Source organism: Paraburkholderia sediminicola (genome assembly GCF_046026855.1).
GTDB lineage: Bacteria > Pseudomonadota > Gammaproteobacteria > Burkholderiales > Burkholderiaceae > Paraburkholderia > Paraburkholderia sediminicola_A.
This window is the reverse complement of record NZ_JAQQET010000006.1, coordinates 12,058-28,402: the sequence shown is the minus strand read 5'-3', so window position 1 is coordinate 28,402 and position 16,345 is coordinate 12,058. Positions and strand designations below refer to the sequence as shown.

The following is a 16,345-nucleotide window of genomic DNA, read 5'->3' as shown; positions in this document are numbered from 1 at the left end:
AATCAGAGCAGCTGATGCTGCTGCATATAGTGATGAACCACGTCGATTCGCGCGCCGGCGTCCTGCAATTCCATCAGTTTTTGCCTTGCACGAAGGGCGATCGGCAGTACTTCCGCGAGCCGGTTCGACACCCATGACGGATCTTCCAGCCTGAACGGCTCCGCGAACGGCAAGCTGTCCGGGTCGCGTTCACGGATCGTCGCGATGATCCGCTCAAGTACTTCCGCGCACGCGCCGAATTTGGCCAGTTGTTCATTGCCCTCAAGCGGTATGTCTTCTCCGAGGGGTTCGGCCATGCCGACCAGCAAGCCGCTGCTTTCCACGCGATGCGACAGCAGGCGAAACCGCCGCGTGCCGCGCGCTCGAATCAACAGCATGCCGAAGGCTTCGACGTCGCACTCTTCGATTTCGGCGAGACAACCAATTGTTTCGGGCACCGAAGGCTCTTCTTCGCGCGCCACTTCTGCGCCGCTTTTCAGCAGACACACACCGAACGGCGTTTTTTCACGCAGACAGTCGCGCGCCATATCAAGGTAGCGCGCTTCGAAGATTTTCAGCGGCAGCAGTCCGCCGGGAAACAGCACCGTATGCAGCGGAAACAGCGGCACATCGGCAAGCACAGTAGAAGGCATGGCGCAACGCTTCGAGTTGAGGCCGCGCGGAGCGGCCGGTTAAGCCACTAACTTCGATGATTCGCCGGCATGAACTGGCGCATCGCGGTGCCGCACAATGACATTTGCCGAAGTTGCGAGACGCGCGGCAAGCGTCTCCGCAATGAACACCGAGCGGTGCTGGCCGCCCGTGCAACCGATCGCGACCGTCAGATAACTGCGGTTGTCGTCACGGAAATGCGGCAGCCATTTGACGAGAAACTTTTCGATGTCGCCGATCATTTCATGCACGACCGGCAGCGCATCGAGAAAATCCATTACCGGTTTGTCGAGGCCCGTGAGCGGCCGCAATTCATGATCGTAGTACGGGTTCGGCAGCGTGCGTACGTCGAAAACAAAATCGGCGTCGAGCGGTACGCCGCGTTTAAAGCCGAAGGACTCGAACATCAGCACGAGCCCAGCATCTTTCTGTTCGATAAACCGTTTGACCCACGCACGCAGCACGTTCGCGCGCAGATTGCTGGTGTCGATTTGATGGCCGAATTCGGCGAGGCCCGCCACGAGTTCGCGTTCGCGTTCGATCGCTTCGGCGAGCGACGTCAACAAGCCGACGTCGGCATCATGCGCGGTGGAGCCGGACAAGGGATGGCGCCGGCGCGTTTCGGAGAAGCGTTGAATCAGCGACTGCGTACTTGCGTTCAGGAAAAGCACGCGCACGTCGTGGGCGCGTGACAGGTCGCGGATCATCGCGGGCATTTCGTCGAGCGAAGCACTCGAGCGCGCGTCGATCGCGACCGCGAGGCGTTCCTGGCCGTCGTCGGCGAGATAGTTGGCCAGTTGCGGCAAAAAACGCGGCGGTAGATTGTCGACGCAATAATAGCCTGCGTCTTCAAGCGCGTTCAGGGCAACTGATTTGCCGGAGCCGGAAATACCGGTGATCAGAATTATGCGCATGGAGTCGTGAAATCCGTACAGTTCATCATAGCATCTGGTCCCCGTACGTGTGCCACCGCCGCAGCCTGCCGTTGGCTGCGGGCGTGACACTGTGCCGCGGGGTGTCGCGGACTCAGATTAATTTGCCGGGAAACTGGCTGTCCGGATCCTGCATTGCCAGACGCTGGCGATCCATGAAGTCGCGCAGCGTATCGATGCCGCGCAGTTGCAGGATCGTGTTGCGAACAGCCGCTTCGACCAGAACCGCGAGGTTGCGGCCAGCCGCCACCTGAATCGTGACCTTGCTGATTGGCAAGCCGAGCACGTCGACGGTTTGGCTTTCCAGCGGCAAGCGTTGGAACTCGCCGTCGGGGCGACGCACCAGTTGCACGATCAGCTTCAGCTTCATTTTGCGGCGCACCGCGGTTTCACCGAAGATCGTCTTGATGTCGAGCAGGCCGAGACCACGCACTTCGAGCAGGTTTTGCAGCAGCGGCGGGCAGCGCCCTTCAACGAAATCCGGGCCCAGGCGTACGAAATCCACCGCGTCATCGGCGACGAGGCCGTGGCCGCGACTGATCAATTCCAGCCCAAGTTCGCTCTTGCCGAGGCCGGAATCGCCGGTGAGCAGCACGCCCATGCCGAGAATGTCGAGAAATACGCCGTGCAGCGTGGCGCGCGGCGCGAGAATGCGCGACATGTAGAGGCGCAGGCTGTCGATCACCGCGGCGGCGGACATGGGCGTGGTGAAGAGCGGCGTGGACGAGCGCGTGCAGCGCAGCACCAGTTCCGGCGGCGCGGCGACACCGCCCGCCACCACCAGAAACGGCGGTTCCAACGCGATGAGCTCAGCCATGTGGCGTGAGCGGTCTTCGTCGGTTTGGCGCTTGTAGTAGTCGATTTCGGCGTCGCCGAGCACCTGAATCCGGTTCGGGTGGATCAGGTTCAAGTGGCCGACGAGATCGGCGCTCGACGTGGCATTGGCGACCGATTCCGAAGAAAAGCCGCGCTCCCAGCCTTCATGCCCCGTCAGCCAGCTCAGTTTCAGCGTGGCGGCGTTGTCGTCGAAAATGCTCTGGGCGTTGATGCTGGACGTATCCATGAGTCAGTGACTCCAGTGTGGGCCGCTTGCCGGGCAAAGGGGTGGTCGCGCTAATGTGGGCCGTTTATTTTGCCAGGCGGTATCCGCATGCGGACGGGTACCGGGCATGCGGATAAGCGGCGTGCGGATAACCGCCGATGCATCAAGGTTGCCACTGAGTGAGCAGGCGATGCAACGATTCGCGGTCTTCTTCCGTGTGCAGCCGCTCGCGGGCCTCGCGATCGGACAGCAATTGGGCGATTTCCGAAAGGATTTCAAGGTGCTGCTGGGTGGCCTGCTCGGGCACGAGCAGGAAGATCAGCAGGGAGACCGGCTGGCCGTCAGGCGATTCGAAGGGGATAGGTTCGGCGAGGCGAACGAACGCGGCGAGCGGCTGCTTCAAGCCTTTGATCCGGCCGTGCGGAATCGCGACACCTTCGCCGAGCCCCGTCGATCCGAGGCGCTCACGCGCGAACAGATTGTCAGTGACCGTGCTACGGGCGATGCCGTTCTGGTTCTCGAAGATCAGGCCCGCTTGCTCGAATACGCGCTTCTTGCTGGTGACCGATAGTCCGACGACGACGTTCTCGAGGGGAAGAAATTTGGCTAAACGATTCATGTTGACAGGCGAAAACGTGGCCTGGATTCTCCTCGCTGGGGCGTTTGATTGGGATTCCATTCGTTTGATGCTCACGGCGACGTGCGTTGGAGTCCGAAAGCGCAGGACCCCGGCCAACCGATCTCCGTTTGAGCTAACTTGACCCCGATGGTAACCGGAACATTATAGAACAGGGTAGCCGCTGATGGTGCGGCGCGCCATCGATGCATTATGGGTTTATTTGAATCATGAGCCATGCGGCGCTGGCGCGCGGGAAGGGTGCCGGGAAACAAAAAACCGCCCGGTCTCGGGCGGTTTGGCTGGATAAGGGAAACTGCAGGAAAATAAAAGAAAACCTTCTAATTTCCCTTATTGCGGCGGCACGTCCAGTTGCGGCGCCGGCTGGTACTTGATCGCATCGTGCGCATGGCCTTGCAGGCGATCCTTGTGGCGTATCACTTGCCGGTCGAGCTTGTCGATCATCAGATCGATCGCAGCGTAGAGATCGCTGTCACAGCTCTCGACAAAGATATCTTTGCCCTTGAGATGCAGGTTGATTTCAACCTTTTGACGCTTTTCCTTTTCCTTGTGGTTGTCGACCGAGAGGACCACACTGCCGTCAATTACCTGATCAAAATGTCTTAGCACCCTATCCAGTTTGGTGATCACGTATTCGCGCAACGCAGGCGTTACTTCGAGGTGGTGTCCACTGATCTGCAGATTCATAGTGCTTCTCCAAGCTAAAGGCCGCTTGGTCCGCACGATGACGAAGGTCCGGTCGATCTGTCGGCTTGCCTGAGTCGCCCCCCGGTGACTGACTTCTGGCAGGTCGCATCGGCCGGCCTGTCCGCCAACTGCGGAGCGGCCGGTAAATGCCCGTCGCGGGAGGCGGCGGGCTACAGAGACTTGCGCAGGTTGACTGCCGGAATCTTGAGCGCTTCGCGATACTTCGCAACGGTACGCCGTGCGACCACGAAGCCCTGTTCCGCCAGCAGTTCGGCTATGCGGCTGTCTGAAAGAGGAGATTTCGGGTTTTCCGCTCCTATCAATTGCTTGATGAGCGCGCGAATGGCCGTGGAAGAGGCCGCGCCGCCCGTGTCAGTCGAAACGTGTGATCCGAAGAAGTACTTAAATTCAAGCGTCCCGAATGGGGTCAGCATGTATTTACCGGTTGTCACACGCGAGACAGTTGACTCGTGTAGGCCCAGCGTATCAGCAATTTCTCGCAAAACCAAGGGGCGCATGGCAATTTCGCCGTGCACAAAAAAGCTCTTTTGACGCTCGACAATGGCTTGCGCAACTCTGAGGATCGTCTCGAAACGTTGCTGGATATTTTTGATCAGCCAGCGTGCTTCCTGCAGTTGCTGGCGCAACGATCCGCTGCCCGGATCGCCACGGTTATTGCGCAGAATATTCGCGTACAAATGGTTGATGCGCAGTTTCGGCACCACTTCCGGGTTCAGCTCGGCCTGCCATCCCTGTGCCGTTTTGCGCACCATGATGTCCGGCACAACGTAGTCCGCTTCCGCCTTGCCGTAAGCGGCGCCGGGAAACGGCTCGAGCGAGCGGATCAGGATGTGCGCATCGCGCAAATCGTCGTCATTTGCTTTCAGATGCTTGCGCAGGCGCGTGAAGTCGCGTGCCGCGAGCAGTTCCAGATGATGGGCAACAATGTCGAGCGCCAGCGTGCGCGTGGGCGTCCGTTCGAGCCGCAGCAATTGCAGCTTGAGACATTCCGACGCGGAGCGCGCGCCGACCCCCGCAGGGTCGAAGCTATGCAGGAGCGCAAGCGCGGCATTCATTTCGTCGAGATCGACTTCGAGCTCTTCAGGCAGGTCGGTCAGCACTTCGTCGAGTGTGGCGGCGAGATAGCCGTCGTCGTCGAGTGATTCGATCAGAAAGGTGATCAGTGCACGGTCGCGCTGGCTCGCCTGAGTGACGCGAAGTTGCGCCATCAGGTGATCGCGCAGCGAGGTGCTCGATTCGTGAATTTGCAGCGGCGGCAGATCGTCGTCGTCGGAAGCATTGCCGGAGCGGCCGTAGTCGCCGAGATCCCATTGCGACGCGTCGCCGTTGCTGTCGTTCGAGAGGCCGTTGTATTCGTCGACACCCTGAGGCTCGCCGTTCTCGGCGCGCTCGCTGCTGCTGGTGGACGAAGACGAGGTATTGCCGCCCATCTGGTCGGGCGGTGGGGAGGAATTGGGCGACTGGGCGATCAGCGAACCGTCGGCCGCCACGCGCAGGGGACTCGCGATCCAGTCATCCTCATTCTCGAGGAGCGGATTCTGCGAGATCGCCATGGAGACTTCCTGCTGCAGTTCGAGCGTAGACAGCTGAAGCAGCCGGATGGACTGCTGCAGTTGTGGGGTCAGCGCAAGATGCTGCGATAGGCGGAGTTGGAGGCTGGCTTTCATGGCAAGTTGAGATTCATTGTAGAGAGTTTGCCACGACCGCGATACCTTGCGACATTCGCAATTACGCGTGCGCCCGTTTTCCGGCGGCGCTGGGCGCGGGACGGCCCAGGTCAAAAATGCTGATGTGCGGATGCCGCAAAGGGTCCGGCGGGTGCGCGCTCGCACCGCCGGCAATCCCTTGTGCACTTACATGCGGAAGTGCTCGCCCAGATAGACGCGCCGCACGCTTTCGTTTTCGATGATGTCGCTCGGCGCACCGGCGGCCAGCACGCTGCCGTCGCTGATGATGTAGGCGTGGTCACAGATGCCGAGGGTTTCGCGCACGTTGTGGTCGGTGATTAGCACGCCGATATTGCGCTGCTTCAGAAATTTGACGATCTTCTGGATTTCCAGCACCGCGATCGGATCGACGCCCGCGAACGGTTCGTCGAGCAGAATGAAGCTCGGATTGGTGGCCAGCGCACGTGCAATTTCAACCCGTCGCCGCTCGCCGCCTGACAGCGACAGCGCCGGATTTTCACGCAGGTGAGCGATCTGCAGTTCGTCGAGCAACGCCTCGGTGCGGCTCGTGATGGTGTCTTTGCTGAGCCGCTTGCCGTTGTCCTCATGCTGCAATTCCAGCACCGCGCGAATATTTTCTTCGACGCTGAGCTTGCGGAACACGGAAGCTTCCTGCGGCAGATACGACAGGCCCAGCGACGCGCGCTTGTGAATCGGCAGCAAGCTGATCGATTTGCCGTCCAGATCGATTTCACCCGCATCGAGGGGCACGAGGCCGACGATCATATAGAACGACGTGGTTTTGCCTGCGCCGTTCGGGCCGAGCAGGCCGACCACTTCGCCGCTTTTCACGTCGAGCGAGACGTCTTTGACGACCGTGCGCGAGCCGTAACGCTTCTTCAGGTTGCGGACCACTAGCGAACTGCTGGTGCCGGCCGGTTTGCGATTGGGGAGGGACGCGGAGGAACTCACTGGTTCGGTGCTCCCTGGATCGTGGTGGACGGCGCCAGCGTAGCCGACGCGCCGTTCAGCGGCGCAGCGCCGCCGTTGCGCGGTGCCAGCATCGCGCGCACGCGGCCGGTCGGGTTGCCCGGGCCGGCGACGTCCTTGCCTGCCTTCGCGGTGTAGAAGTCGTTCTCTCCGTCATACGTGATAACGCTGCCGTGCACCTGGTCCATTACTGTCGAGAGGCCTTGCAGGCGCTTTACGGTGGCGTTGGTGGTGAGCGTGGTCAGATCCTGCTTGCCGTCGTAGTCGATACGAATTGCCGTGCCTTCGATGTATTCGTCGAGGCCTTCGCGTTTCTGGCGGAAATACGACAGATTGCCGCCGCTCGACGTCCCGGTGGCGTATTGATAGCCTTGCGGGTCTTGCGTCACTTCGACCCGATCGGCCTTGATCACGATCGTGCCTTTGGTGGCGACCACGTGGCCGGTGAAGATGTTGACCTGTTTCAGGTCGTCGTAAGTCATGTTGTCCGCTTCGATGTTCAGCGGCTTGTCCTTGTCGGCGCGGTCGGCGTGCGCAAGCGGCGCGAAGCCGGCGAGCGGCAGCGCGACGATTAGCGCAGCGAGTCCGGCGCGGCACGCGGACAGGGTGCGCGAGCGGCCGGTATCAAAACGGGGGAACGATTCGTTCATGCAGTCACGCCTGGAATGGATTACCCGGGTTGCTTGGGCGAGCTGGCGGAGCCTTCGGACGCGGCAATCGCGCCCTTCACATTGCCGAACAGCTGCATTACCCGGGTGACGTTGTTGTAGTTCATGCCGCTGGCAGTCATTACAGACATGCCGCGCTGAAGTTTAACCGGCTTTTCAGTCTCGATCACATCGTCGTTGACCAGCACCCTAAAATGCTGCGAATCCGCTTGCATCGGCGGATCGCCGTTGCCGGCGGCCCGCAGGATGCGCGCATTGTCGTACAGATCGACGATCGAGGCGTCGCCGTTCACCTTGCCGGTGTCGCCAGTCGCGGTGACGATCGGCTTGCCGGGCTGGAACGCGCGCATGGCCGGCTTGACCAGGTCGCTCAGTTCGTCGTCCTCGTAATGGATCAGGGACTGGGCGGTCAGGCGGTATTGTGTCGAGCCCGACTGATCGAGTTCGGAGACCGAGAAGTTGTCCGCGAAGTAGTCGGGCGTGTGCTCCTTGGGGCGCACCACGCCTTCGTTCTGCCGCGGCAACGTGGCTTGCAGCAGCCACCACGTAATGCCGGCGAGCGCCGCCATCGCGACGAGCGGAATCAGCGAGGTCCAGCGAAACTGATTCATCCGACGAGGCCTCGCTGTTCGCCACTACAGGCTGCCGCGAGCAGCGCTTCATATTTGTGCTGCGCGCGCAGCAGGGTGTCGCAGACTTCACGCGCCGCGCCATGGCCGCCGCGCGCCTCGCTGACCCAGTGGGCGCGCGCGATCACTTCAGGATGCGAGTTGGCCGGCGCCGCTGCGAAGCCGACCTTCAGCATCACGCCGAGATCGACCCAGTCGTCGCCCATATAGCCGCATTCCTCGGCCGTCAAGCCGGTTTGCTTCAGCAGGTCGGCGAACGCCTGGGGTTTGTCTTGCACGCCCTGGTAGACGTGGGCGATGTTCATTTCCTTGACCCGCGCCGCGACGATGCCCGACTTGCGCCCGGTGATGATCGCCGTTTCGATGCCGGCCTGGCGCAGCAACTTCATGCCGTGGCCGTCCATCGAGTTGAACGCTTTCATCGTGTCGCCTTCCGCCGTGAACAGCAGGCCGCCGTCGGTCAGCACGCCGTCGACGTCGAAAATCATCAGCTTGACGCGGCTTGCGCGTTCAGTGGCGGTAAGGGGGGCGACGGCCATCAGATCACCTTCTTCGAGAACAGGTCGTGCATGTTGAGTGCGCCGATCAGCTTGCCTGCTTCGTCGACGACCAGCATCTGATTGATGCGGTGGCGCTCCATCAGTTCCACGGCTTCAACAGCAAGGTGATCCGGACCGATGGTACGCGGGCCGGCGGTCATGACCGAGGCAATCGAGAGTTCGCGGAAATCGCCGTCGCGTTCGAGCACGCGGCGCAAGTCGCCGTCGGTGAAAATGCCGGCCACGTGATCGTTGTGATCGACGATCGCCGTCATGCCCATGCGCTTGGCGGTCAACTGGAACAGCGCGTCGCGCACGGTCGCGTCAGGCGTTACCTTCGGCACCTGGTCGCCGGTGCGCATCACGTCGCGAACATAAGTGAGCAGGCGGCGGCCCAGCGCGCCACCCGGATGCGAGCGGGCGAAGTCGTCCCGCCCAAAACCGCGCGCGTCCAGCACCGCGACCGCGAGCGCATCGCCGAGCGCGAGCGCGGCGGTGGTGCTGGCGGTCGGCGCAAGATTCATCGGACAGGCTTCTTTCGACACGCCGGAATTCAGATGCACGTCGGCCAGTTGTGCGAGACTCGACGACGGACGCCCCGTCATTGCAATCAGCTTCGCGCCGATCCGCTTGATGAGCGGCAGGATCGCCACGAGTTCTTCAGTTTCACCGGAATTGGACAGGGCGAGGAACACGTCGTCTGCCGTGACCATGCCGAGGTCGCCATGACTGGCTTCCGCCGGGTGAACGAAGAACGCTGGTGTGCCGGTGCTGGCGAGCGTGGCCGCGAGCTTGCGGGCCACGTGGCCGGATTTGCCGATGCCGGAAACGACGACGCGCCCACGGCAGCCCAGGATGAAGTCGATCGCCCCGACGAAGCCATCGTCGAGTTGGTCGCGAAGCGCGCGTACAGCGTCCGCTTCGATGTCGAGCACGTCACGAGCGAGCGCGAGTGCCCGGTCGCCATTGATTTTCGCTATCATTCGCGGAGTATAGCAAAGGCGCTTGTTCGCCGCGCCGGGCCTGCTGTGCCAAGCCGCTGCCTTAACCGGCTCCTTAACCTTGTCGCACGGCCTTTTGCGTGCGCGGTTCCGCTGACGAACGAGGACGCTTTACCGATGCGTTTTTGCCGATGATTTCCCCGCTGGAAATGACGCTATTCCTGCTACTGGCTTCAGTGGCAGGCGTGGTGCTCTTTCGCTTTCTGAATCTTCCACCGATGCTCGGCTATCTGACGGTCGGCATCGTCGTCGGGCCGCACGCGTTCGGTTTGATTCCCGACTCGGCGGGCGCGCAGAACCTCGCCGAGTTTGGCGTCGTGTTCCTGATGTTTTCCATCGGGCTGGAGTTTTCGCTCTCCAAATTGCGCTCCATGCGCCGGCTCGTGTTCGGCCTCGGGCTGTTACAGGTGATCGGTACGATTGTCGTCGCGGTCACGCTCGGTTTTGTGCTTGAGCGCTGGGTGCACATCACGTGGCAAGCCAGCGTGGCGCTGGGCGGCGCGCTCGCCATGTCGTCGACGGCGATCGTCAGCAAGATGCTGGCCGAGCGGCTCGAGATCGAAACCGAGCACGGCCGCAACATTTTTGGCGTGCTGCTGTTCCAGGATCTGGCGGTGGTGCCGTTGTTGATCGTCATCGCCGCGCTGGGCGGTGATTCGAAAGATCTCGTCAGCTCGCTCGGCGTGGCCGCGATCAAGATCGTTGTGGCGTTGGCCTTATTGTTAATAGTGGGTCAGCGCTTCATGACGCGCTGGTTCAACGTGGTGGCGCGGCGCCGCTCGCAGGAACTGTTCATTCTCAATCTGCTGCTGGTGACGCTCGGCGCGGCGTTCATCACGGACAAATTCGGCCTGTCGCTCGCGCTCGGTGCGTTCATCGCCGGCATGCTGATCGCTGAAACGCCTTACCGGCATCAGGTGGAAGAGGACATCAAGCCGTTTCGCGACGTGCTGCTGGGTCTCTTCTTCGTCACGACTGGCATGCTGCTGAATCCGCGCGTGATCTGGGAACACCCGTTTATCGTGCTCGGCTTCCTGGTCGGCCCGATCCTGCTGAAGGCGGTGATGGTGACGGGGCTTTCGCGTCTGTTCGGTGCGTCGCCGGGCGTCGCGATGCGCACCGGTATCGGTCTCGCGCAAGCCGGCGAGTTCGGATTTGTGTTGCTGAACCTGATTCTCGATAAGCACCTCGTCGACGCCACCCTGTTGCAGGCGATTCTCGCGGCGATGCTGCTGTCGATGCTGGCCGCGCCGTTCATGATCCAGAACGCGGATCGAATCGTGCTGCGGCTGTCGTCGACTGAATGGATGATGCAGTCCTTGCAGATGACGCGCATTGCGACGCAGAGCCTGAAGCAGAGCGGCCACGTGATCATTTGCGGTTATGGCCGTGCCGGTCAGAATCTGGCGCGCATGCTGGAGCATGAAGGTTTGTCGTACGTCGCATTGGACCTGGACCCCGATCGCGTGCAGGCCGCGGCGGCGGCGGGTGAGTCGGTCGTGTTCGGCGATGCGGGGCGGCGCGAATCGCTGCTTGCCGCCGGTATCCATCGCGCAGCGGCGATTGCGATTACCTACGCGAATACGCCGTCGGCTTTACGCGTGCTACACAATATTCACGAACTGGAGCCCACGCTGCCGGTGATCGTTCGTACCGTCGACGACGCCGATCTGGAAAAGCTGCTGGCCGCCGGCGCGACCGAGGTGATTCCTGAAATCGTCGAGGGCAGCCTGATGCTGGCTTCACATACGCTGGTGCTGATGGGCGTGCCGATGCGGCGTGTGGTGCGGCGAGTCGAGGAAATGCGCGACGAGCGCTACGCACTGCTGCGCGGCTATTTCCACGGCGCGGATGACATGGAAGACGACGACGGCCACGAACAGGTGCGGCTACAATCGGTGCCGGTCGACGAAAACTCGGACGCGGTGGGCCGAACGCTGGCGGATCTGGGCCTGTTCGATCTGGGCGTCGAGGTGACGGCCATTCGACGCCACGGGATTCGCGGCGTCGAGCCGGACCCGTCTACCAAGCTGCGCGCGAGCGACATCGTGGTGTTGCGCGGTTTGCCCGAACAGTTGGCCGAAGCCGAAGAGCGGCTTTCCAAGCATCGCCGTGCGGGAGCCGCTGCGGCGTGATGCGTGCCGTGGCGCTGCCGGCCGGTGTGGCAGGCCGGGCGGCGCGGCGCCGGCCCCGGCCCCGGCGCATTCGGTGTGGCCGCGCCTGATTTAGCCTTTCATCGGACCTGTCGAGGTCCATCCGGAGACATCATGTCCAACGCGCTCACGAGCGCGCCGCTCGATGCGGCCGACTACATCAAAAGCCACATCCGTACGGTGCCCGACTGGCCGCAACCGGGCGTGCAGTTTCGCGACATCACGCCGCTCCTGCAGGAACCGAAGTCGCTGCGCGTACTGATCGACCTGTTCGTCCAGCGCTATATCGATGCGAAGCTCGACTACGTCGCCGGGCTGGATGCGCGCGGTTTTATCATCGGGCCGATTCTGGCTTATGAGCTGAACCTCGGCTTTATCCCGATCCGTAAGCAGGGCAAGCTGCCGTACAAGCGTGTCGCGCAATCCTACGAGCTCGAATATGGCACTGCGACCGTCGAGATCCACGAGGATGCCTGCAAACCGGGGGATCGCGTCGTGATCATCGACGATCTGATCGCCACCGGCGGCACGATGATGGCCGGCAAAATTCTGCTCGAGCGGCTCGGCGCGGTGGTGGTCGAAGGTGCGGCAATTATCGACCTGCCTGAACTCGGCGGCTCGGCCCTGCTGCGCAAAGCGGGCTTGCCGCTCTATACGGTGACTGAATTCGGCGGCCATTGAGCGCCGGATGCGAACTTTTTCCCGCACACAACGAAGGTAAGAAAGATGCCCAACTTCCTGTTGTTTCTCGCGACTTCGATCGCTATCACGATGGCGCCCGGCCCCGACAATCTGCAAGTGCTCGCGCGCGGCATCTCGCAAGGCCGCGCGGCGGGCCTCGTCGCGGCGCTTGGCTTTGCGGCCGGCATCACGTTCCACACCACGTTGGCCGCGCTTGGCGTGGCTGCATTGCTGCGTTCGTCGCCGGTCGCGTTTGAAGTGATCAAGCTGGCCGGCGCCGCGTATCTGATCTGGATCGGCATCAAGGCGCTGCGCAGCCAGGGCCTCGCCACCGCGCACGAACGCGCGCCGCAACCGTTGATGGCGGTGTTTCGTCAGAGCGTTCTCGGCAATCTGCTGAATCCGAAGGTGACGCTGTTCTTCGTCGTGTTCCTGCCTCAATTCGTGCAGCCGCACGGCACGCAAAGCGTCACGGTGCAAATGCTCGAACTCGGCGTGTTGTTCATGTTGCAGACCGTGGTGGTGTTTTCGCTGTTCGGGGTGTGCGCGGGATTGATTGGCGGCTGGCTGAAGCGCCGGCCGCGCGTGGGCGTGTGGCTCGATCGACTCGCCGGCGCGACGTTCATCGCGATTGGGATTCGCGTCGCCTTGCGGGATTGAGGCGGTTGACCCGATTGACCCGACGGACAACAACCGCGCGCGGTTGAAGACCAGTTTGGAGCTTTAAATGACTTTGCCTTGCATCACCGCTGCGCGCCGTTTCGACGTTCACGCGCATCGGCCGTTCTGGATCGACGCCGAGCAGGTCGGCTGGATTCGCTCAGCCGATGTGCCGTTGCTCGCGCGCTGGCCCGATGTGTTTGAAATCGATGGCACGCGCGTGTCGCTCACGACCGTGTTGAACACCGTCGAACTGCGCAGTGCGGCGCTCGGTTCCGTGATCGGTGCGCTTGCCGCCGAGGGCCGTATTCCCGGTTGGCGCAACGAGACCTACGCGATCCGCAATGCGTTCGATGCACCTCCGCTCGCGTACATCGAACGCGCGGCGTCGCGCTTCTTCGGGACGATGACCTACGCGGTGCATCTGAACGGCGTCGTAGAATATGCGGATGGCGCCCCGCAATTGTGGATTGCGCGCCGCAGCGACACCAAGGCGACCGACCCGGGCATGCTCGACAATGTCGTGGCAGGCGGGATCGGCTGGGGCTTCGGCATCGAGGCGACGATCATCAAGGAGTGCTGGGAGGAAGCCGGCATTCCCGAGGAGATCGCCGCGCGCGCCACGGCCGGCCGCACCGCGCACGTGCTGCAATCGTTGCCGGAAGGCACGCAGGCCGAACAGATTTTTATCTACGATCTCGCGCTGCCGGCCGATTTCGTGCCGCGCAATCAGGACGGCGAAGTGGGTGAACATCGGCTTGCGCGCATCGACGAAGTGGCGCGCTGGATTGAAGAAGGCGCGATGACCGTAGATGCGAGTCTCGCTACGCTGGATTGCCTGCTGCGCCGGCGCTGGATCGACGAAGACGCGTGTCCGGGCATCGAGACGCTGTTCGCGCCGCCGGTGCTTGCATAAGCGCTAGTGAGGCGCGGGTGCGACGAGCGAACCGGGTCATGCCGTAGCACGCTGCATCGGGCAGGACACACCGAACAAACTACGCACTGAAGAAGGGAGTCATCCAGGTCATGTCGACCGATCACAGCTTTATCCTCAAACTGTCGTGCGCCGACCGGCCCGGCATCGTCCACGCGGTTTCGGGCTTTCTGTTCGAGCGTGGCAGCAATATTCTCGACTCCGCGCAGTTCGGCGACAGCCGCACCGGCGAGTTCTTCATGCGCGTGCATTTCCAGCAGGTAGGCGGCGATCCGGGCCTGGACGCATTGCGTACCTCGTTCACAACGCTCGCTGAGCAGTTCGGGATGCGCTGGGAATTGCACGATGCGTCGGTGAAGCCGCGCGTCGTCATAATGGTGTCGAAGATCGGCCATTGCCTGAACGACCTGCTGTTCCGCTATCGCACCGGTCAATTGGGTATTGAGATTCCGGCGATCATCTCGAACCACAAGGAGTTCTATCAGCTCGCAGCCAGCTACGACATTCCGTTCAATCACTTCCCGCTGATGGGCGCCACGTCGGAAGCGAAGGCTGCGCAGGAAGCACGTGTGCTCGAAGTAATCGAAGAGCATCAAGCCGATCTGGTGGTGCTCGCGCGCTACATGCAGATTCTGTCGCCGCAGTTGTGCGAATCCCTGGCCGGCCGCGCAATCAATATCCACCACTCGTTCCTGCCGAGCTTCAAGGGCGCAAAGCCTTATTACCAGGCGTTCGACCGCGGCGTGAAACTGATCGGCGCAACCGCGCACTACGTGACGACGGACCTCGACGAAGGTCCGATCATCGAGCAGGAAGTGGAGCGTGTCGACCACAGCATGACGCCGGAGCAACTGACGGCGATCGGCCGTGACGTCGAATGCGTAACGCTCGCGCGCGCGGTGAAGTGGCACGTTGAGCATCGTGTCGTGTTGAACGGCAGCAAGACGGTGGTGTTTCGTTAAGGGTAGTTGATGCGCTTTGCAGTGGGGGCGGGCAAATCGCCGCCGCATGACCCCGCTGCAAGCCTGCTTCGGCTCTGCCTGTCTGGCGTGCTCTCGTCAGATCAGAACCGCATGGCGGACCCGCCCGCATCCCGTGCGTTCTGTGCGAGCCGCGCGTTTTGCGCCGAACGGCGGCGCGCATTCAGTTTCTTCAGCCAGATCAGCAGTCCCGTTGCGCTCAGCACGGCGACCGCAATCCCCATCGCACTAATCAGAATCCGTCCACCGAGACCGAGGATGCGTCCCGAGTGCAGCGGGAATTGCACCTGCATGAAGATGTCGCCCGCCGTGCCCTTGCCGGGAATCTGCGCGCCGAGCAGCTTGCCGGTGGCCGCGTCCCAATACATCCAGGGATTGCCGAGGCCGATATCGCCATGATCGTTGCCGGTTGCGTAGAAGCCGACACCGTAGGCGTGCAGGTACTCCGCGTAGTAGAGGCCGCCCGGCGGCACCTTCAGGTTCTGCGCTTTACCGGTTTGCTCTGCTAATTGCACGATGCGCTCGCGACTCACTACCTGGTCGCCGGGCCGCGGCGCGCGCAGGATTTCGGGGTTGTTGACTGGATTGGGCGTGAGCGTCGAGAACAGCGACACGATTGGCCGAACGACCGGCGCTGAGAGATTCATCGATACCGACGTCAGCGCGACGATCACCAGCAAGCCCCAGATCCACACGCCGCCCGAGCGGTGCAGATCGAAGGTGAGCGTATAGCCGCCGCGCCCCAGGCGAAACGCAAACGACTTGCGCCATGCCTTGAAGCTCGGAAACGACAGCCACAGCGCGATCATGCTATCGAACAGCCACACGATCCCGACGATGCCCATCAGCCAGGTGCCGATATCGACACCGCCGGTGAATGGCAATTGCAGCGTGTAGTGCAGCTTGTAGATGAACGGAATCAGATTGAGCCGCGCGAGCGAAACGGCGCCCCATTCGCGCCGCCCCTGGACATCGCCGGTGGCGGGATCGACGGCGATCTGGTTGAAGTCGAGCGGGTAGGGCTGCTGCGTCGCGGGGTTGATGCGCGGCAGCACCATCATCTGCAACGTGTGGCTGGGTTCAGCCGAGAGCGGCAGATATGTCACTTGCAGGCGCGGATCAGCCGCTTCGACGCGGCGTGCCAACTCGAGCCCCGACAGTGCGGGGCCGGCGGTGCGCGCTTTGAAGAATGACGGATTTAGCGCTGCATCGAGTTCGTGATCCCACGCGATGATCGCGCCGGTCAAGCCGGCGACGAACAGAAACAACGCAATGGCGACACCGAACCAGCGGTGCAGGCGAACGAGTTGCTGCCTCATCGGCAGGCCGGCGAAAGGCGGCGGGAATTCTGACGGGATGTCACGGCAAAGACGTAGTGCAAATGGGAATTGTTCTCATCTTATGGAATCGTGCCATCGGCTGCAAGTTTCTCGTAAGTGCGACGCGGTGCCGCTGAGGCAACCTGTCTGCGTG

Annotated in this window: 17 protein-coding genes; 5 read left to right on the top strand and 12 right to left on the bottom strand. The window is 62.1% G+C overall.

What is annotated here, in order from left to right; all coding sequences use genetic code 11:
- Nucleotides 1–2: 2 nt before the first annotated feature.
- From PQR40_RS08235 to kdsD, 11 genes are all read right to left on the bottom strand, one after another.
- The gene (locus PQR40_RS08235; RefSeq protein ID WP_408508752.1) at nucleotides 3–632 is read right to left on the bottom strand and encodes an LON peptidase substrate-binding domain-containing protein; all 630 of its coding nucleotides are present in this window, start codon (nucleotides 630–632) and stop codon (nucleotides 3–5) included.
- A 39-nt stretch (nucleotides 633–671) separates the two neighbouring features.
- Nucleotides 672–1,565: an RNase adapter RapZ gene (rapZ, locus tag PQR40_RS08230; protein ID WP_408214057.1), complete on the bottom strand. Its 894-nt coding sequence runs from the start codon at nucleotides 1,563–1,565 to the stop codon at nucleotides 672–674.
- Between the two features lie 112 nt (nucleotides 1,566–1,677).
- Nucleotides 1,678–2,646 (bottom strand): HPr(Ser) kinase/phosphatase, encoded by a 969-nt coding sequence (gene hprK, locus PQR40_RS08225; protein WP_007179412.1) that lies wholly within the window; start codon nucleotides 2,644–2,646, stop codon nucleotides 1,678–1,680.
- A 142-nt stretch (nucleotides 2,647–2,788) separates the two neighbouring features.
- Nucleotides 2,789–3,304, bottom strand: coding sequence for a PTS sugar transporter subunit IIA (locus PQR40_RS08220; RefSeq protein ID WP_408214054.1), 516 nt, complete (start codon nucleotides 3,302–3,304; stop codon nucleotides 2,789–2,791).
- 288 nt (nucleotides 3,305–3,592) lie between these two features.
- Entirely contained in the window at nucleotides 3,593–3,949 is a 357-nt protein-coding gene (hpf, locus tag PQR40_RS08215) for a ribosome hibernation-promoting factor, HPF/YfiA family (RefSeq protein ID WP_168792503.1), read from the bottom strand.
- 170 nt (nucleotides 3,950–4,119) lie between these two features.
- Nucleotides 4,120–5,637, bottom strand: coding sequence for an RNA polymerase factor sigma-54 (locus tag PQR40_RS08210; protein ID WP_408239630.1), 1,518 nt, complete (start codon nucleotides 5,635–5,637; stop codon nucleotides 4,120–4,122).
- Between the two features lie 186 nt (nucleotides 5,638–5,823).
- Nucleotides 5,824–6,609, bottom strand: a complete 786-nt coding sequence (lptB, locus tag PQR40_RS08205) for an LPS export ABC transporter ATP-binding protein (protein ID WP_074285507.1) — start codon at nucleotides 6,607–6,609, stop codon at nucleotides 5,824–5,826.
- Nucleotides 6,606–7,277 carry a lipopolysaccharide transport periplasmic protein LptA gene (gene lptA / locus PQR40_RS08200; RefSeq protein WP_408239633.1) on the bottom strand — a complete coding sequence of 224 codons (672 nt, stop codon included), beginning with the start codon at nucleotides 7,275–7,277 and terminating at the stop codon, nucleotides 6,606–6,608. The genes lptB and lptA overlap by 4 nt, the downstream gene beginning before the upstream one ends.
- Nucleotides 7,278–7,297: 20 nt before the next feature.
- Nucleotides 7,298–7,906 carry an LPS export ABC transporter periplasmic protein LptC gene (gene lptC / locus PQR40_RS08195; protein WP_325047561.1) on the bottom strand — a complete coding sequence of 203 codons (609 nt, stop codon included), beginning with the start codon at nucleotides 7,904–7,906 and terminating at the stop codon, nucleotides 7,298–7,300.
- Nucleotides 7,903–8,463, bottom strand: coding sequence for a KdsC family phosphatase (locus PQR40_RS08190; RefSeq protein WP_408388204.1), 561 nt, complete (start codon nucleotides 8,461–8,463; stop codon nucleotides 7,903–7,905). The genes lptC and PQR40_RS08190 overlap by 4 nt, the downstream gene beginning before the upstream one ends.
- Nucleotides 8,463–9,446, bottom strand: coding sequence for an arabinose 5-phosphate isomerase KdsD (gene kdsD / locus PQR40_RS08185; RefSeq protein WP_408239639.1), 984 nt, complete (start codon nucleotides 9,444–9,446; stop codon nucleotides 8,463–8,465). The genes PQR40_RS08190 and kdsD overlap by 1 nt, the downstream gene beginning before the upstream one ends.
- A gap of 149 nt (nucleotides 9,447–9,595) precedes the next feature.
- Here kdsD and PQR40_RS08180 point away from each other — a divergent pair, with 149 nt between their 5' ends.
- From PQR40_RS08180 to purU, 5 genes are all read left to right on the top strand, one after another.
- Complete coding sequence (locus PQR40_RS08180; RefSeq protein WP_408239746.1) at nucleotides 9,596–11,599, top strand: monovalent cation:proton antiporter family protein; 2,004 nt, start codon at nucleotides 9,596–9,598, stop codon at nucleotides 11,597–11,599.
- Nucleotides 11,600–11,731: 132 nt separating this feature from the next.
- Nucleotides 11,732–12,298, top strand: a complete 567-nt coding sequence (locus tag PQR40_RS08175) for an adenine phosphoribosyltransferase (protein WP_325047558.1) — start codon at nucleotides 11,732–11,734, stop codon at nucleotides 12,296–12,298.
- Between the two features lie 45 nt (nucleotides 12,299–12,343).
- The gene (locus PQR40_RS08170; protein WP_408404139.1) at nucleotides 12,344–12,958 is read left to right on the top strand and encodes a LysE family translocator; all 615 of its coding nucleotides are present in this window, start codon (nucleotides 12,344–12,346) and stop codon (nucleotides 12,956–12,958) included.
- Nucleotides 12,959–13,025: 67 nt separating this feature from the next.
- Nucleotides 13,026–13,874: an NUDIX hydrolase gene (locus PQR40_RS08165; RefSeq protein ID WP_408239648.1), complete on the top strand. Its 849-nt coding sequence runs from the start codon at nucleotides 13,026–13,028 to the stop codon at nucleotides 13,872–13,874.
- Nucleotides 13,875–13,984: 110 nt separating this feature from the next.
- Entirely contained in the window at nucleotides 13,985–14,854 is an 870-nt protein-coding gene (gene purU / locus PQR40_RS08160) for a formyltetrahydrofolate deformylase (protein WP_408508751.1), read from the top strand.
- Nucleotides 14,855–14,955: 101 nt separating this feature from the next.
- On the opposite strand, the gene PQR40_RS08155 is transcribed toward purU, so the two are convergent.
- Nucleotides 14,956–16,191: a PepSY-associated TM helix domain-containing protein gene (locus PQR40_RS08155; RefSeq protein WP_408508750.1), complete on the bottom strand. Its 1,236-nt coding sequence runs from the start codon at nucleotides 16,189–16,191 to the stop codon at nucleotides 14,956–14,958.
- Nucleotides 16,192–16,345: the final 154 nt, after the last annotated feature.

Coding starts and splice junctions, on each gene's coding strand:
- lptC (WP_325047561.1), bottom strand. CDS start 7,906: ATGAATCAGTTTCGCTGGACCTCGCTGATTCCGCTCGTCGCGATGGCG.
- kdsD (WP_408239639.1), bottom strand. CDS start 9,446: ATGATAGCGAAAATCAATGGCGACCGGGCACTCGCGCTCGCTCGTGAC.
- PQR40_RS08190 (WP_408388204.1), bottom strand. CDS start 8,463: ATGGCCGTCGCCCCCCTTACCGCCACTGAACGCGCAAGCCGCGTCAAG.
- PQR40_RS08180 (WP_408239746.1), top strand. CDS start 9,596: ATGATTTCCCCGCTGGAAATGACGCTATTCCTGCTACTGGCTTCAGTG.
- PQR40_RS08170 (WP_408404139.1), top strand. CDS start 12,344: ATGCCCAACTTCCTGTTGTTTCTCGCGACTTCGATCGCTATCACGATG.
- PQR40_RS08210 (WP_408239630.1), bottom strand. CDS start 5,637: ATGAAAGCCAGCCTCCAACTCCGCCTATCGCAGCATCTTGCGCTGACC.
- PQR40_RS08165 (WP_408239648.1), top strand. CDS start 13,026: ATGACTTTGCCTTGCATCACCGCTGCGCGCCGTTTCGACGTTCACGCG.
- purU (WP_408508751.1), top strand. CDS start 13,985: ATGTCGACCGATCACAGCTTTATCCTCAAACTGTCGTGCGCCGACCGG.
- hprK (WP_007179412.1), bottom strand. CDS start 2,646: ATGGATACGTCCAGCATCAACGCCCAGAGCATTTTCGACGACAACGCC.
- PQR40_RS08175 (WP_325047558.1), top strand. CDS start 11,732: ATGTCCAACGCGCTCACGAGCGCGCCGCTCGATGCGGCCGACTACATC.
- PQR40_RS08220 (WP_408214054.1), bottom strand. CDS start 3,304: ATGGAATCCCAATCAAACGCCCCAGCGAGGAGAATCCAGGCCACGTTT.
- rapZ (WP_408214057.1), bottom strand. CDS start 1,565: ATGCGCATAATTCTGATCACCGGTATTTCCGGCTCCGGCAAATCAGTT.
- hpf (WP_168792503.1), bottom strand. CDS start 3,949: ATGAATCTGCAGATCAGTGGACACCACCTCGAAGTAACGCCTGCGTTG.
- PQR40_RS08235 (WP_408508752.1), bottom strand. CDS start 632: ATGCCTTCTACTGTGCTTGCCGATGTGCCGCTGTTTCCGCTGCATACG.
- PQR40_RS08155 (WP_408508750.1), bottom strand. CDS start 16,191: ATGAGGCAGCAACTCGTTCGCCTGCACCGCTGGTTCGGTGTCGCCATT.
- lptA (WP_408239633.1), bottom strand. CDS start 7,277: ATGAACGAATCGTTCCCCCGTTTTGATACCGGCCGCTCGCGCACCCTG.